Origin of the sequence: Sorangium sp. So ce1335, from assembly GCF_051521615.1 — a bacterium.
Lineage (GTDB): Bacteria > Myxococcota_A > Polyangia > Polyangiales > Polyangiaceae > Sorangium.
In genome coordinates this window covers 1,096,794-1,113,113 of the sequence record NZ_CP150363.1, presented here as the reverse complement: position 1 = coordinate 1,113,113, position 16,320 = coordinate 1,096,794, and the positions used below count along the sequence as shown (strand labels likewise).

General features: G+C 71.6%; 11 protein-coding genes. 6 read left to right on the top strand and 5 right to left on the bottom strand.

Features of this window, described 5'->3' with window-relative positions:
- Window positions 1-65 precede the first annotated feature (65 nt).
- Window positions 66-989 carry an alpha/beta fold hydrolase gene (locus tag WMF24_RS04010; RefSeq protein ID WP_437735011.1) on the top strand — a complete coding sequence of 308 codons (924 nt, stop codon included), beginning with the start codon at window positions 66-68 and terminating at the stop codon, window positions 987-989.
- Between the two features lie 18 nt (window positions 990-1,007).
- On the opposite strand, the gene WMF24_RS04005 is transcribed toward WMF24_RS04010, so the two are convergent.
- Window positions 1,008-1,535: a hypothetical protein gene (locus WMF24_RS04005; RefSeq protein ID WP_437735010.1), complete on the bottom strand. Its 528-nt coding sequence runs from the start codon at window positions 1,533-1,535 to the stop codon at window positions 1,008-1,010.
- A 358-nt stretch (window positions 1,536-1,893) separates the two neighbouring features.
- On the opposite strand from WMF24_RS04005, the gene WMF24_RS04000 reads away from it, so the two are divergent.
- Window positions 1,894-2,667 carry a hypothetical protein gene (locus tag WMF24_RS04000; RefSeq protein ID WP_437735009.1) on the top strand — a complete coding sequence of 258 codons (774 nt, stop codon included), beginning with the start codon at window positions 1,894-1,896 and terminating at the stop codon, window positions 2,665-2,667.
- Between the two features lie 153 nt (window positions 2,668-2,820).
- Complete coding sequence (locus WMF24_RS03995; protein ID WP_437735008.1) at window positions 2,821-3,468, top strand: hypothetical protein; 648 nt, start codon at window positions 2,821-2,823, stop codon at window positions 3,466-3,468.
- A gap of 83 nt (window positions 3,469-3,551) precedes the next feature.
- Here the strand turns inward: WMF24_RS03995 and WMF24_RS03990 are convergent, their stop codons facing one another.
- On the bottom strand, window positions 3,552-6,125 hold the full coding sequence (locus WMF24_RS03990) for a bifunctional serine/threonine-protein kinase/formylglycine-generating enzyme family protein (protein ID WP_437735007.1): 2,574 nt from the start codon (window positions 6,123-6,125) through the stop codon (window positions 3,552-3,554).
- Window positions 6,126-6,630: 505 nt separating this feature from the next.
- On the opposite strand from WMF24_RS03990, the gene WMF24_RS03985 reads away from it, so the two are divergent.
- Complete coding sequence (locus WMF24_RS03985; RefSeq protein WP_437735006.1) at window positions 6,631-7,764, top strand: STAS domain-containing protein; 1,134 nt, start codon at window positions 6,631-6,633, stop codon at window positions 7,762-7,764.
- A 428-nt stretch (window positions 7,765-8,192) separates the two neighbouring features.
- Window positions 8,193-8,801, top strand: coding sequence for a nuclear transport factor 2 family protein (locus tag WMF24_RS03980; protein ID WP_437735005.1), 609 nt, complete (start codon window positions 8,193-8,195; stop codon window positions 8,799-8,801).
- Between the two features lie 245 nt (window positions 8,802-9,046).
- Here the strand turns inward: WMF24_RS03980 and WMF24_RS03975 are convergent, their stop codons facing one another.
- Both WMF24_RS03975 and WMF24_RS03970 read right to left on the bottom strand, forming a co-directional pair.
- Window positions 9,047-10,594: an ATP-binding protein gene (locus WMF24_RS03975; RefSeq protein WP_437735004.1), complete on the bottom strand. Its 1,548-nt coding sequence runs from the start codon at window positions 10,592-10,594 to the stop codon at window positions 9,047-9,049.
- A gap of 282 nt (window positions 10,595-10,876) precedes the next feature.
- Entirely contained in the window at window positions 10,877-12,433 is a 1,557-nt protein-coding gene (locus WMF24_RS03970; protein ID WP_437735003.1) for a hypothetical protein, read from the bottom strand.
- A 626-nt stretch (window positions 12,434-13,059) separates the two neighbouring features.
- Between WMF24_RS03970 and astD the strand changes: the two genes are divergently transcribed.
- Window positions 13,060-14,529 (top strand): succinylglutamate-semialdehyde dehydrogenase, encoded by a 1,470-nt coding sequence (gene astD, locus WMF24_RS03965; protein WP_437735002.1) that lies wholly within the window; start codon window positions 13,060-13,062, stop codon window positions 14,527-14,529.
- Between the two features lie 434 nt (window positions 14,530-14,963).
- Here astD and WMF24_RS03960 read toward each other — a convergent pair whose 3' ends face one another.
- Window positions 14,964-16,253 (bottom strand): cytochrome P450, encoded by a 1,290-nt coding sequence (locus tag WMF24_RS03960; RefSeq protein ID WP_437735001.1) that lies wholly within the window; start codon window positions 16,251-16,253, stop codon window positions 14,964-14,966.
- Window positions 16,254-16,320: the final 67 nt, after the last annotated feature.

Below are 16,320 nucleotides of genomic sequence, written 5' to 3'. Positions count from 1 at the left end.
CCGCTCTCGCCGTGGTTCAACTCCACCTCGCGACGCACAGCGCGCAACGAGGAAGGAGAACCACCATGGCTGATCAGACCATCGATACGCCCTCCGCACCGGCGAGGGCCGAAGCCGGCCCGTCATCGAGCCCGGGGCAGCCGCCCGCGGGCGGGGCGCGCCGGGGGCCGCAGCACGCCGCCGGCCCGTTCGCCGAGGCGCAGGACGGCGCGCTCCTCTTCTACCGCGACTGGGGCGCGGGGAAGCCCGTGCTGTTCCTCTCGGGTTGGGCGCTGAGCAGCGACATGTGGGGTTACCAGATGCTCGACCTCGTCGACGAGGGCCTGCGCTGCGTCGCCTACGACCGGCGCGGCCACGGCCGCTCGAGCGATCCGGGGCGGGGCCACGATTACGATACGCTCGCCGACGACCTCGCCGCGGTCCTGGAGCGGCTCGATCTGCGCGAGGTCACGCTGGTCGGGCACTCGATGAGCGGCGGCGAGATCGCCCGCTACCTCTCGCGCCACGGCGACCGCAGGATCGCACGCGCCGTGTTCCTGGCGCCGACGACGCCGATGATCCTCCGGGCGGCGGACAACCCGGACGGGCTCGATCGGCACCTCGTCGAGCACGTGCGCGGGGCGATCCGCGCCGATTACCCGGGTTGGCTGGACGCCAATGCGCCGCCGTTCTTCGTGGACGACACGTCCCCCGCGATGCGGGAATGGGTGAAGCACCTGATGTTCGAGTGCTCGATGAAGGCGGTGATCGACTGCCACCGCGCGATGGCCGAGGCCGACTTCCGCGACGAGCTGCGCCGGATCCGGGTGCCGACGCTGGTCATCCACGGCGACCGCGACGCGTCGGCGCCGCTCGCGCTCACCGGCCAGAAGACGGCGGCGCTCATCCCGGGCAGCCGGCTCGTCGTGTACGAGGGCGCGCCGCACGGGCTGTTCGTCACCCACCGCGAGCGGCTCAGCCGCGATCTGCTCGCCTTCGCTCGAGGCTGAGCCACCGCGCTCGCGGGTTCAGTCCACGCCGACGAGCTTCAGCAGCTCTTCCCGCTCGAAATCGGTCGGCTCGCGGTTGCAATCCTTGCCGGCGGTCTGCAGGGCGGCGATCTGGTGGTCGAGATCCTTTGGATCCACGCTCTGGCACCCCTCGTTGAAATCGGAGCACTCGGCCACGGAGATCGCCGTCCCGGACACGTAGCGGCAATCCGGATCCTCGGGCCGGTACCTGAGGAACGGGGCCGCCTCGCTGAGGAGGCACGCCGCATCCGAGGGCGCGTTCGCCTTCTTGCAGCGCGCGGACGCGACGCGGGCCACCCGCTGGAGCTCCTCCTTCGGATAGCTGCGGGCCCGGGGACGAGCAGGGGCCGCCGCCGCGGCGCCGCCGGCCGGAGCCGGCGCGCCCGCCGCCATCTCGGCCCCGCCCATCGAGGACGTGCGCTCCCCCAGGCCGTCCGGCGTCGAGGGAGAGAGCGGTGAAGAGGACGCGCACCCACAGGCGAGGAGCGCGGCGACTGTGATGAGAAGACTTCCCCCAACCTTCATGTGAGTCACATATCACACCTCGTCCCGTGCCTGCAATGCAGGTCCGCGCGCCGCGCACCGGTCGAGCCCCCCTCGCCCACCATTGCGTGAAGAATTGCAGTGGGGGCACCCCGATGGCGCCCAGCCGCGATTCCAGCGCGGCTGCTCCTCGCGCAGGCGCCGGTTGCGCAGGCCCTGCGCAAGTCGCGCGGGGGACACGCGAACCGCGGCGCCGCGGCGCGAGGGCTCCCCGGGTCCGGCCTGGATCCTCGTGTGCCCCGAGGTGGCACGATCGCTGCTCGAAGCCAGGACGCCGCCGCGCGCAAGGGCCGCCATCCTGGCAGGCGAGCGCGCAGGCGAACCTCGAAAGGAAACCTCCATGGTGCGTGCATTGTTCGTTTCGCTGACCGCCTCGTTGCTCGCTGGCTGCGTGGTGGAGCCCGCAGGGGACGTGGCCGAGCAGGACCTCATGCCGGCAAGCGTGTCGACGTCGACGCAAGGAGACCATGACGACATCAGCGATGCTCCGGGCGACGGCGAGCCGGAGAGCAACACGATAGCTTCTCTGGCAGGCGGCACGGATCTGCCGTTCAAGCACCAGATCCCCGTCGACTCGAAGCTCAAGTTCGTGGACACCAGGACCAATGACGTGCTCCTCAAGGTGGCCGTCTCGGGCACGCAGCCGCCGCCCGACTACACGGCCAGGACCGAGTACTGGTCGAGGCTCAGGCCCGTGAAGGCGAGCGTGTTGAGCATGGAGTCGGTCGGGTTCGCGGGCGAGCCGGGCACGCCGGCGTACGACAAGGATTTTGACGACTGGCTGTCCGGGGGCAACGTCATCGCGACGGCCCAGGAGGTGTCGCCGCTCCAGTGGATCGAGGGCGAATACGTCCCGCAGGCTCCGCACAACGCGCTCTATTGGGCGGTCGATCCGGACGCCCCGAGCACGGGCCGGATCGGCCTCCTCCTCGAGCGGGACGGTCAGGACGAGCTGCTCAGCATGACCTGGTACAGGACGAACCGGCGCATGGACGGCCAGATCTTCGAGACGCTCCCGAGCAAGCTGAAGTTCACGCAGGTGCAAGGCATCGATCCGGACACCATCAAGGAGGCCACATGGTACTACATTCATTGCGCCATGAGGCCGGAGTGAGCGGCCCGCGCGCCTGAACGCCGTCCGGGGGCGCTGCCCTGCGCGCCCCCGGGCGGCCCCGGCCCGCTCGCTTGCTCGGAGAGCACGCCCGACCCGAGCGAACCGGGTACCATCCCGGAGACACAACGAACGAGACAAGGAGATCATCGCGACATGAGCAATGAATCGTACAAGGGCGAGCTGGAGACCAACCCGGGAAGCGCTCTGCCGACGGAATCGGAGCTGCCGGGCCAGACACAGATCCCCGTCGACTCGAAGCTCCGGTTCGTGGACACGAGGACCAACAATGAGCTCCTCAAGGTGGCCATCTCGGGCGCGAATCCACCGCCCAACTACGCGCGCAACACCGAGTACTGGTCGAGGCTCGGGCCCGTGAACGTGAGCGTGATGAGCATGGAGTCGGTCGCGTTCCCGAACAAGCCGGGCACGCCGGAGTACGCGAAGGATTTCGACCTCTGGCTCTCCGCGGGCAACCTCATCGCGACGGGCCAGGAGACGTCACCGCAGGAGTGGATCCAGGGCGAATACAAGCCGCAGGCTCCGTACAGCACGCTCTACTGGGCGATCGATCCGGACGCCCCGAGCACGGACCGGATCGGCCTGCTCCTGGAGCGCGATGGCCAGCACCAGCTGCTCAGCATGACCTGGTACAAGACGCGGCAGCCCAAGGATGGCCTCATCTTCCAGAAGCTCCCGAGCAAGCTGAAGTTCACGGAGGTGCCCGGCACGAACCCGAGCGCCATCGACGAGAAGGCCACCTGGTACTACTACCATTGCGTCACCGTCACGCAGGGGCTGTGAGCGGCCCGCGCGCCTGAACGTCCGCCGGGGCGCTGGCCCGCGCGCCCCGGACCGGCCCCCTGCGCGGGGCGGCGGGCGGCCGCTCACCCGGGCAGCGAGCGCGCCAGCCGGAACCCCATCCCCCCGAAGCGATCCCCGGGCTTGCTCGCGAAGCGCCCCGCCGCGCGGCAGAAGTTCGGCGACGTCGACCACGCGCCGCCCCGCGCCACGCGGAAGTCGGGGTCGCCGTCGTCGGCCGGGTCGAGCAGCACGACGCCGCCCTCGGTTCGCGGCCCCTCGCGCTTCCACGCGTTGATGCACCAGTCTCGCACGTTGCCCGCCGCGCCGCGCAGCCCATGGGGGCTCTCGTCCAGCGGGAAGTCGTCGACCGGGCGGCGGCCGGCGACGTCCTCGTGGCTGCCCAGCATGCACGCCCAGGTCGGCTCGAGGAAATCACCCCACGGCATGCAGCGGCCGTCGACGCCCCGCGCCGCCTTCTCCCACTCGAGCTCGTTCAGCAGGCGCCACGGCGCGCCCGTCTCGGCGGCGTACCACGCGGCGTAGCGCATCGCCGCGTGCCAGTGGACGAAGGCGACAGGCATCCTCGGGTGCTCCTGGACGTCGGTCGGGATGCAGCCGAGGCGGAAGGTCCCGTCGTCGCACCGCTCGAAGCGGAGCGAGTCCGGGCCCGAGCCCGGCGCGGCGCGGCCGAGCGAGAGGCGCGGACAGCACGCGATCGCCTCGGCCTCCCGCCCGCTCGCGACGAGCGCGTTGAGGAAGGCGAGGTACTCGGCGTTCGTGACCGGGTGCCTGCGGACGATGAAGCCGTCGCACCAGAGCCGCCGCCGCGGGAGGCTGTCCCCGGCGTCGGGGTCGCCGCCGCAGACGAACCAGCCGGCGGGCACGTAGACGTCGTCATCGCCCAGGTCGCCGAGCCGGAGGAGGCGGACCGGGCGGGGCGCCGTCTCGCCCGGCCGGAAGACGTCCCAGCGCCGGCCGCGCTCGATGAGCACGGGGTACGACGCCTCGTGGTGCCCCGGCGCGCGCAGCCTGAGGAGGTAGCTGCCGCGCGGGAGCGAGACGTCGATGGGCGCAGGGCCGAGCTCGCGCACGGGCTCCGGCACCAGCCGGCGGTCGCGCTCGACGTAGCGGTGGAGGGAGACCTCCGCCCCCGCGGGGTCGGTCGTCAGGGCGAGCGCGCCGTCGCCGGCGAGCAGCACCGCGTGGCGGCCGCGGTCGTGCTGCCGGAGGAGCGCCTCGGCGCGCGCGGCGGCCCGCGGGTCGCGCGCCTCCTCGGCCTCGACGAGCTCCTCGGCGTAGTGGTCGGCCAGCGCCTCGTGCGCCTCGCGGAGATCCGGCGCCTCGTTGAGCGCCGAGCGGAGGATCTGCATCCACTCGAGCTGCCGGAGCGACGCCGCCTGGTCGAGGCGCTCCGCCTCGTCCTCGAGCCGCCAGCCGCGCGCCTTCTGCTCGGCGGGGTCGAACGAGCTCAGGCCGTCGAGGATGGCCCGCGCCTCGTCGCGCAGCGCGCGCGCCCGCGCACGGGTCGCCGCGAGCTCCGGCCGGATCGCGCGCGCCTTCTCGACGATCGCGAGCGCGCGCTCGCGCCGCCGCGCGCCGTCGAGCCAGCTGCGGACGTCGGCGGCGAGCGCGCCCGCGTCGGGGTACCGCGCCTCCGCGGCGAGCGCCATCGCGCGGGCGCAGATGGCCGCGAGCTCCGCGGGGACCTCGTGCGGGGCGATCGCCTCGACAGGCCGGAGCCCGCCGGAGAGGAGCGCGCTCCAGACGGCCGCGAGGTGGCCGTCGTAGGGGTGGCGCCCGGCGAGGATCTCGTAGAGCACGACGCCGAGCGCGTAGACGTCGGTGGCCGCGCCGAGGCGGTCGCCCTCGCCGCGCGCCTGCTCGGGGGCCATGTAGAGAAGCGTGCCGAGCACCTCGCCGGGCTGCGTGAGCGGGGCCGCCTCGATGGCGTCCGCCCCCTCGGCGACGGCGGGCTCCCCGGGCGGCGCGGCGGGCCGCCCGAGCCCCCAGTCCATCACGAGCACCTCGCCGAACTCGCCGATCATGATGTTGGCCGGCTTGAGATCGCGGTGGATCACGCCGCGGCTGTGCGCGTAGGCCACGGCCTCGCAGACGCGGAGGAACGTGTCGACGGCCCGCCGCAGGGCGACGGGCGAGAGGCTCCCGCCGCCGGCCGCGTACATCTCGGCGACGACGTCGCCGAGCGTGCGCCCGCGCACCTCCTTCATCGTGAACCACAGCCGCCCGTCGGCGAGCGCGCCGCAGTCGTGGACGGGCACGATCCCGGGGTGCTGGAGCGCCGCGGTGAGGCGCGCCTCGGCGAGGAAGCGCGCGCGATCGGGCGTGGCGTCGCGCGTCTCGGTCGACTGGACCTTCATCGCGAGGACGCGCCCCATGATGCGGTCGCGCACGCGCCGCACCTCGCCCATGCCCCCGCGCCCGATGCAGCCGAGATCCTCGTAGCGCTCCTCGGCGGAGAGGCGCTCGGGCGCCGTGACCGAGATCGGCGCCGGCTCGCGCGACGACGGGCTCGGCGGGGTCACGCGCAGCCTGAAGGTGACGTCCGACGCGGCGTCCGCGGGCTGCGCGTCCCCCGTACCGGCCGGCGCGCACGCGGTCAGCGTCCGGTCCAACTCCTCGCGCTGGCTGCGGTTCATGCGCCGTCGACTCCGCGGATCGCGCCCGGGAGGCTCCCCGGGACGAGATCCGCGCCGACTCTATCGTCCGGTCGCGCGAGCCTCAACCCGACGGGGGTGCTGGATCGCGGGCGGAGACACGCGCCGCCCACAGCGCCCCACGCGGGGCCCACGCAAGGACGGAGCGCGCGCCGTGCGCCCCCGGCGTGCTGGCACGTTTCTGTCCAGCCCGATCGACGGCATCAGGTCAGGGGACTCAGGAGGCGAATACGACGGGTTCGGTGACTGGACAGCATGACTCCCCTCTCGATGCCTGGCCAGCGTTCGCGGACCCGCCCTGTGGACGAGCGCAGCGCGGCGCGCTGCCGGAGACCCGAGGCGCGACGGCTCCGCGTGGCGTCACGTGGCCACCTACAGGCGCGCACTTGGAAGCGAAGGATGCTGCTCTGCGCCACCGCGCGCCGTGGACAGGGCGCTCTACGTCTCGACACTCGTTGCTTGACCGATGTAGTCTGCCAAGTCGCCCATGGCCCATCCAGACAGCACGACCAGCGCGCTCGACGACTTCTTCTCGCATTGCACGGAGCTGGTCTTCATTGCCGGAGAGGGCGGCGCGCTCCTCCGGACGAGCCGCGCGCTCACCGAGGCGATGAGCCCCGAGCTGCTCGATTCCGGCGCTCAAGCGGGGCTGGGCCCCCTGGTTCACCCCGAGGACAGGCGCTCGTTCGACGAGGCGTGGGGGCGACTGCGCGCCGCGGCGGAGCCGATGGACGTCGTCGTACGGATGAAGGCGGCGGACGGGTCGTTCAGGTGCTTCCAGTGCCTCGCGCGACGGGTGCCCGAGAACAACGAGGTGCATGGGGCGCTCCGCGACGCAGAGGAGCGGATCAAGAACGAGATCCAGCTCAAGCTCCTCCGGGCGATCAACGACCATCTCCCCGTTTGCCTGTGGGCGATCGACCGACAAGGGGTCTTCGTCCTCCACGACGGGAAGGGGCTCGCGTCCGCCGGGCTCAAGCCAGGGCAGTTCGTCGGGCTCAACATGTTCGAGATCTACCCGCCGGAGGGCACCGCGGAGCTGCGCAAGGCGCTCGACGGCAAGATGTCGTATTTCGTGAACGAGATCGAGGGCGTCCACTGGGAGGCCTGGTATCTCCCCATCCTGAACGAGCGCGGCGAGGTCACCCACGTCGCGGGGGTCACGCTCGACGTCACGCCCGCGAAGCGCACCGAGCAGGAGCTCCGCGCGAAGCTCGATCTCATCGAGCGGCAGCGGCAGGTCATCCGCTCGCTGTCGACGCCGATCATCCAGGTGTGGGACCGCGTGCTCACGCTGCCGCTCGTGGGCATGTTCGACAGCGCGCGGGCCGCCGACGTGATGGAGGGCGTCCTCCGCGAGGTCGTCCGGACGCAGGCGCGCTATGCCATCCTCGATCTCACCGGGATCGAGGCGATGGACACGGAGACGGCGGATCACCTCCTGAAGCTCGCCGCCGCGATCAAGCTCCTCGGCGCCGAGGGGATCATCACGGGGATCCACCCCGCGATCGCCCAGACCATCGTGGGGCTCGGCGTGGATCTCACGTCGATCGAGACGCGCTCGAGCCTGCGGCAGGGGCTCGAGTACTGCATTCGAAGGATGGGCCGCGAGCTCCGATAGCGCGGCTCGCCCGGCGGGCCGCCGGGCGTGAGCTCTCCCCCACCGCGCGTCGCTCGACACCACCCGACGTCGCTCAGCATCGCTCAGCGTCGCTCAACGTCGCTCAACGTCACAGCGCAAGCGCCGCGCCCAGCGCCGCGCTGCCGTGGCCCAGAGCACGCCGCGCAGTGGCGGTCCGACAGCGTGCGCCGACGTGGCCAGGGACCACCGCACCGGCGACGGGCCCGCACGTGTACCCGGGCCCGTGGAGCTCGAACGTCATGAGCGCGACATGAGGTCTGTCGCCGGGGCCACAAAGCTTTACGAAATTGCGCGCTGAACGGCAACTTCGCTTGACCGGATTTGTTAACACCTTTATAAAATCATCTTTGATTCTCGATTCTTGATTCTTGGCGACGTGGGGGCATCCAACGAACGGGGTGAGTTCCATGAGCACGAACAGCGGTGGTTTCAGCAGTTTTCTGCGTCGTGTCTTGCCGATCGTCTCCACGCTCGCCCTGGCGGGCGCTGTCACCGTGACGCTCACGAGGCCCGCGGAAGGTACCGTGTCGAACGGCGTGCCCGAGCTCAAGGCGCTGCAGGAGATCGAGCAGCTCGAGTATTGCTACGCGGCCGGGACCGACGCGATCGGCCGCGGCGACCTGGCGACGGGCAAGCAGATCTTCTCGAAATGCTTCACGCCGAACGCCCCGGTCCTCATCTGGGAAGCCGGCGCCGCTCCGGGCGATCCGCCGGTCGTCTCCGTGCCCAGCGCCGAGGCCTGGGCCGACTTCATGGCCGTCCTGTTCGCGGAGTCCGGCTATGTCGACACGCAGCACCTGATCAGCAATGTGCGTATCGACATCCTCCCCGGCGGCAACCGGGCGAAGATCACCTCGTATCTGATCGCGACGCACGTCTACGACCCGCTGAGCAGCGTCCAGGTCGCGCACGGCACGTACGAGAACGAGGCGGTCTGGACGCCCTCCGGCTGGAAGCTCAGCAAGCGCACGTTCCGCACCAAGGCGTTCATGCGCATCGACTCGCCGGAGCCCTGAGCGGGCGGCGCCGGCCGCCCGGCGGGGCTCCTCGGGCGCGCCGCGCGGCGCCTCGCCCGGTCCGGCCTCACGCCCCCCGAGCTCGGCAGGTGCGACGTGATCGACGGGCAATCCGTTCTTGTGTGGTGTGACCCGGACAGCGGCGTCCAGACGTTCGTTTGCCCGCCGACGGCGCCCTGCAGCGTGGATGAGGACGGCTGGGTGGACTGCGGTCTCTAGAGCCGGCCCGTCCTCACGCCGCTCGATCAACCCGGCTGCTGGTGCGGCCGCGCGTCGAGCGGCAGCTCCAGGGTGAAGGTGGTCCCGCGCTCCGCGCTGCTCTCCAGCCTCACCCTCCCCCCGTGCGCCTCGGCGCACCCGTGCACGAACGTCAGGCCCAGCCCCCACCCTCGCTGCCCGCTCGCCACGGCCGTCCTCGTCCGGACGAACGGCGCGAACAGGCGCGCCTGGTCCTCGGCCGAGATCGGCGGCCCCTCGTTGTGCACCGCCACGGCGGCGCGCCCCGAGGTCTTCTCGACGGTGAGGACGACCGGCGCGCCGGCCGCCCCGTACCTGAGCGCGTTGCTCGCCAGGTTCCAGATCGCGCGGCGCAGCTCCCCCGCGCTCCATGTCCCCTCGACGGACGCCTCTCCCCGGAGGATGACGCGCCCATCATGGAAGGACGCGAGGTCGTCGATCACCTCGCGGGCGATCGCGACGAGGTCGCACGCGCCGAGCATCAGCGGGAGCCTGTGGCCGGCGCGGAGCCGCTGCACGTCGACGAGCGTGCGGATCATCTCGTCCGTGCGGCCCAGGCTGCGGACGATCCGCTCGGCGAGCAGCTGCGGATCGTGCCCCCGGTTCATGCCGATGATCTCGGCGGCGTACATCGCTCCGGTCATCGTGCTCCGCAGGTCGTGGGCGACGAACGACAGGCACTGCTCCCGGACCTGCTCGAGCTCCCGGACCTGCGTCACGTCCCGGTACAGGCTCATCGCCAGCGCCACCCGGCCCTGCGCGTCGCGCACGGCGCCGCCGCTCAGGACGATGTGCCGCACGGCGCCGTCGCGGAGGTACAGGAGCACCTCGTCCTCCTTGGCGAACGGCTCACCCCGCATCACCCGGGACAGCACGTCCCGCTCGAAGTCGAGGGGGGCTCCGTCGGGACGCCTGAAATCGCAGCGGCGGTGGTCTTCCAGCGTGGGGCTCTCGCTCGTGAGACCGAGCATCGCACGGCCGGCGGGGTTCACGAGGACGACCTTGCCGGTGGCGCCGAACACCGTGACGCCCTGGGACATCGCGTCGAGGAGCGCCCTGAGCTCGGCCGCGCTCTGGCTCGCCCGCTCCGCGAGCTCCTGCTCCCGGATCCCCGCGACGAGGAGCCTCTCGTTGGCCTCCTGGAGGTCCCGGGCGGCCTGGGCCTCGCGGGCGCGCGCCGTGACCTGCTCCGTTGTGTCGAGGATCTGCACGACGAGCCCCCGCTGCCGGGTGCGCTCGCCGAGGAGCGGCGCCACGATGGCGGTCCCGTGGAAGGGCTTCTCCCCGGAACACGCGAGCGCGACACCCGTCGCCACATCGGTGACGCCGTCCCGGAACACGCGATCGAGCAGCGCCCCCAGCGCCTCCGCGCCCTCGAACAGGCTGGTGAAGCGCACCGCGGGAGGCACCCCCGGCGGCATGAAAGGCAACCCGCAGAACGCGGGGTTCGCATAACGGATGATGTGCTGCTCCGTCACCGTCAGGAGGGTCGGAAGCGGCGATCGCTCGACCGCAGGCCGGTACCGGTGGATGAGGTCCCTGTCTGCGTCAGGCATCGGCACCTCTTCACCCCTGCGTCGCATGTACCCCATCCAGGCACTCCCTTATCTGCTGTCCGAGCGGGCGAACAATCGGTCGCTATAGCACGCTCCGGCGAGCGTCGATATGTAGACGACCGGGCGGCCCGCCGACGCGGCGTGGAATGCCAGATGGAAGACCAGCGTGGTGTTGCCCGCGCCGGGAGGGCCGAGCACGAGGAGCAGGTCTCTCTGGAAGAGCCCGCCTCGGAGCACGTGATGAGGCCGGCAAGGGGAGAGCCTGGAGCTCGAGGCTTGTCGCTAGCTGCGCAGCGCGGCCGTCGCCTGGGGTCGCAGCGCCGGGCGAGGCGGCTTGGCCATCTCGGCCTTCCTGGGCACGGTCGGCCTGGGCTCGGCCCTCCAGGGCTGGAATCGCGCGTCCTTCCACATCAGGAGGCCGCCAGCCAGGGGTGCCTCGGGGGAGGCGCCGTCCTCGGAGCGCAGCCAGACGAGCGGGCGCGCCTCGAAGACGGGCTTCGTGCACGCGATGTCCTCGAACGCCGCGGACCATGAGCCTGTGTTCCCGAAGAACACCCCGTCTTCCCAGCTCCCCTCCGGGTTGTGGGTGTGCCCGAAGATCACCGCCTTCGCGCCGTGCGCCCTCGCCACGAGCCGCGCCGCCCGGTTGACGCCCTGCCACACGGCATCGAGCGTCGGCTTCGGCACCGCGCACTCGTACGCGACGAGGAGCGTCGGGGCGAGCAGCGCGGCCGGCGCGAGCCCCTCGGGGAGCCACCACAGGCACGCGAGCGCGGCGAAGATCCCCACCAGCGCGATCCCGAGGCGGTCGAGCCAGAGCTCGCGCGCCACCCGGCCGAGGCAGTCCTCGGCGGGCCGCGCGAACAGCCGCGCGTGCTTCACCACGGCGGGCAGCGGCGCGCCCGTCTCGCGGGCCGCCGCGTGCAGGCCGGCGCGCCGGAGCGCGCGGCGGCACGGGTCGCGCCGGCGCACGAGCTCGATCATCGTGCGGAGCGCGCCCACGGCGAACGCGAGCACGAGGGAGCGGCCCGAGAACAGATAGTAACGCGCCCAGTGCGCGAGGTAGCCGAAGCCGGAGAGCATGAACGACGAGTCGACGTGCGGGTTGAAGTACCCCATGCGCGACACGAGCAGCCGGCTCACGAGCGAGCCCATGGTCGGCTGGATCTCGCCCGGTCTCCGGCCGAACGGCGCCATCGGGTAGCGGTAAGAGCAGTACGAGTCGTACTGGTTGCCGTGCTCGACGATGACCCCGTCCTTCGTGCGGTGGAACCAGGCGCGGAAGACCACCCGCGCCTCGGTCGCCGCGCGGCGCTCGCCGGCCGGATCGGCGGCGGGCCCGTCGACCTGGCGCGCCGGGGTGGCGTCGCCCCGGGCGGAGAGCGCGTGGAGGGCCGCGTCGACGATGCGCCGCTTCACTGCGTCGCGCACCTCGGGCAGCGTGAGCTGGATGTCGTGGTTGCCCGCCACGAAGACGACCGTGTGCCCGTCCGCGACGACGCGGCCGACCGCGTCGACGAAGATCGGGTGATCGCGCAGGATGGCCTCGATTGCCGGGACGGCGTGCTCGGCGGTGCGCGGCAGGTCGTGGACGACGCTCTCGTTGTCGATCACCCGCGGCGCATCGAGGTCGAAGATATCGCCGTTCAGGACCAGCGTGAGCTCGTCGCGCCCCGTGCTGTGCCCTCCGGAGCCGCCCGTCCCCTTCCGAACTTCCTCACGGAGCGCGTCGAGCATCGCCGCGATCTCCCCGTCGGGGGAGTACGGCGCCTGCCGATAGCGCATCCAGAGGCCGGCGGTCGGCTCGAGCTCACAGAGATGGATGTCCGAGATAGCCACCGTGTGATGCATCGGCGGGGAAACTGACATGTCCACGTTTCCACGCCAGTCACGGGACCGTCAAGACTTGGTGTCACCCGCTGTGGTGGCCGCCCTGCAGCGGTGCGCCCGGAGCGTGTCTCAAGCCGCAAACACGCATTGCACACCTGTTCGCCACGGTGCATTCCTGTGAATGTCGCGCGTTCGCCACGAGGGTTGTCGGCGCGCCGGGGCAAAGGGGCATTGAGCTCTTCCTCCAAGGATTCTCGCCGGGCGAGCATCCGAGTGCGACGCCCCCCATCGGTTGGGGGTCCATCGAATCCGCACCCGCTCTGTTGGGGTCGCTCCCTGGGCGTCGCGAACGTCCAGCACGTCCGGCGACCGGCGCTGGCGGACTCAGCGGCTCCGGCCGTCACGTCGGTCACCCCGGTCCGTGGTCACGCCGGTCCGTCGGTCACGTCCATCACCGCGTCCCCCCGGTTTCCCTTCGCGGGCGGTCGCGCAGCGTGCAGTTCTGCTGGTGGCGGGTCTGCGCTCGCTGCGTCGGGCTCTGGTAGGATGCACACTGAGGGAGCAAGGTCGGTGCAGGCCGGCGTGGCTGGACGGACTGCTGAGCCCGTGTGGTGTTCCGCGAGGGAGAAGGGATCATGTCGACGCATTTCATCGGCGGCTGCTGGGTGGCCGGCGCGGGGGAGCCAGTCGCGAGCCGGAACCCGGTGACGCAGGAGATCGTCTTCGAGGGGCGAGCCGCGGCGGAGGAGCAGGTGGGCGCGGCCGTAGAGGCGGCGCGCGGCGCGTTCAGGGCGTGGCGCGACCGCGGCTTCGAGGAGCGGATGGCGCTGGTGAAGCGGTTCGCGGGCTTGCTCGGCGAGCACAAGGCGCGGCTGGCCGACGTGATCGGGCGCGAGACGGGCAAGCCGCGCTGGGAGGCGCTCACCGAGGTCCAGACGATGATCGGCAAGGTCGACGTGTCGCTCATGGCCTACCGGGAGCGGACGGGCGAGCGGCAGGCCGAGGCGGGCGATGCGACGGCCGTTGTGCGGCACCGGCCGCACGGGGTTGTCGCTGTGTTCGGGCCTTACAACTTCCCGGGCCACCTGCCGAACGGCCACATCGTCCCGGCGCTGATCGCTGGCAACTGCGTGATCTTCAAGCCCTCGGAGCTCACGCCGAGGGTCGCGGAGGAGACCGTGCGGCTCTGGCAGGACGCGGGCGTCCCGGCGGGCGTGCTCAACCTGGTTCAGGGGGCGAAGGGCACCGGCATCGCCCTGGCCGGTCACCCTGGCATCGACGGCCTCTTCTTCACGGGGAGCTCTGCGACCGGCAACGCCCTCCACCGGCAGCTCGCGGGTCATCCGGACAAGATCCTCGCCCTCGAGATGGGCGGCAACAACCCGCTAATCGTTCAGGACGTCTCGAACACCGAGGCGGCGATTCACCATATCCTTCAGTCGTCCTTCATCTCGGCGGGCCAGCGGTGCACGTGCGCCCGGCGTCTGCTGTTGCCTGCGACGCCCGAGGGAGACGCGCTGTTGAAGCGCCTTGCCGACGCAGCGAGCCGGCTCAAGGTGGGGCGGTACGACGACGTGGAGCAGCCGTTCATGGGCGCGGTGATCTCGCTCTCCGCTGCGGATCAGCTCCTCCGGGCGCAGGCGCGTCTGCTCTCGCTCGGCGGCGAGGTCATCCTCGAGATGCGCCGTCTCGAGGAGGGGACGGCGCTGCTCTCGCCGGGCATCATCGATGTGTCCAGGATCGACGATCTCCCGGACGAGGAGTATTTCGGCCCGCTCCTCCAGGTGCAGCGATACGGCAGCTTCGACGAGGCGATCTCGCTGGCGAACCGCACGCGTTACGGCCTGGCAGCCGGCTTGTTCTCGGATCGCAAGGATCTTTACGAGCAGCTCTGGCGTGAGGCCCGTGCAGGCATTGTCAACTGGAACAAGCCGCTCACGGGCGCGTCGAGCGCGGCGCCGTTTGGTGGCATTGGCAGCAGCGGGAACCACCGTCCGAGCGCGTATTACGCTGCGGACTATTGCGCCTATCCGGTCGCCGGCCTCGAGGCCCCCGCCGTTGCGCTCCCCGGCCAGCTCGCCCCCGGGATGAGGCTCAATTCCTGAGCAGCTCTGCCGGCCATCGAGCTCTGGAGAGGCCGGCCGGCCATCGAGCTCTGGAGAGGCCTGCCGGCCATCGAGCTCTGGAGAGGCCTGCCGGCCATCGAGCTCTGGAGAGGCCTGCCGGCCATCGAGCTCTGGAGAGGCCTGCCGGCCATCGAGCTCTGGAGAGGCCTGCCGGCGGCGGGAGGGGAGGGTGCGCGGGGGGGCCGAGGGGGAAGGGCCCCGCGGATCCGAGCGCCGGCCCGCATCGAAGCGAGTCGCTCCTGGTCTCCCATCTACCGTTCATCTGGCAATGGCCACCACAAGGCGCGAGTCCGCGGGAAGGGCCCCCCTCGGCCCCCCCGCGCACCCTCCCCTCCCGCTGCCGGCGCGATCGAGAACCCCGCCCGCCGCCGGCGCACTCTGGCCCCCCGCCCCCCGCCCCTCGCCCCGCCGAGTTACGGCGACGCCTTCTCCTGCCCCAGCTCCACCGGAATCCCCGCGAGCCCCCGCACCCCCGGGTTCATCCGCCAGGTCAGCGGCCCGGAAGCGAGCTCCGCGTTCGGGAACCGCCGCAGGAACGTGGAGATCGCCGCCTGCGCCTCCACCCGGGCCAGCGCCGCGCCCGCGCAGTAATGGACGCCCAGCCCGAAGGAGATGTGGCGGATGTCCGTCCGGTGGAAGTCGAGCCGATCCGGCTCCGGGAACTGCGCCGGATCGCGGTTCGCCGCCCCCAGCACCAGGAAGGCGCGATCCCCCTTCGGGATCTTCACCCCGTCGAGCTCGATGTCCTCCAGCGCCATGCGGCTCATCCACTGCACCGGCGAGTCGTACCGGAGCAGCTCCTCCACCGCCGGCCCGATGAGCATCGGCGACTCGCGCAGCTCGTCGCGCGCGGACCGGTCGCGCAGCAGCGCGAGCAGCCCATTGCCGATGAGGTTCTTCGTCGTCTCGTGGCCGCCGAAGAGCAGCATGCAGCACGTCGATAGCAGCTCCTGCTCGCCGAGGATCATCCCCTGCTCCTCCGCCACGATGAGCTGGCTCAGCAGGTCGCTCCCGGGGCTCTGCCGCCGCGACGCGATCACCCCGCGGAAGTAGTCCTCCAGCTCGATCACCGCGCTCAGCGCGCCGCCCGCGATCTCGAGCGTCGGCCGCCCCGCGCCGAGGAACCCGCCGAGCGCGTTGGACCAGCCCTTCAGCTTGTGGCGGTCCTCCGCGGGCACCCCGAGCACCTCGCCGATCACGAGCAGCGGCAGGAGATCGCCGAGGTCGCGCAGCACGTCCATCCGCCCCGCCGGCGCGACAGCGTCGAGCAGCTCGTTCACGAGCGCCTCCACCCGCGGCCGCAGCCCCTCGACGAGCCGCGGCACGAACGCCTTGTTGATGAGCGAGCGGATGCGCGTGTGCTCCGGCGGATCGAGCAGCAAGGCCCACGACGCCAGGTTGCGGCGCAGGGGCTCGAGCCGCTGCCGCACCTCCTCGGGCAGCTTCGTCACGAAGGCGCTGGAGCGCTTCGCCGAGAGGCGCGGATCGCGGAAGCCCGCCGCCACGTGGTCGTAACGGGTGACGAGCCAGCCGTTGTAGCCTGCGCTGAAGTACACCGGCGCTTCCTGGCGAAGCCTGGCGTACACGGGGTACGGGTTCGCGAGGGTCTCCGGCGATTGGAGGCGGAACGGGTCGAGATCGGCGTCCGCCGCCGGAGTGGCCGCGGGCGCTGCGTCGGGCTTCGGTGCGTCGGGCGAGTTCATCGCGCCAGCGTACGCCGGCCGCGCCCGCTTGGGAACCGGCGCGGCGCCCCCGCGTCCGGCGCTCGCC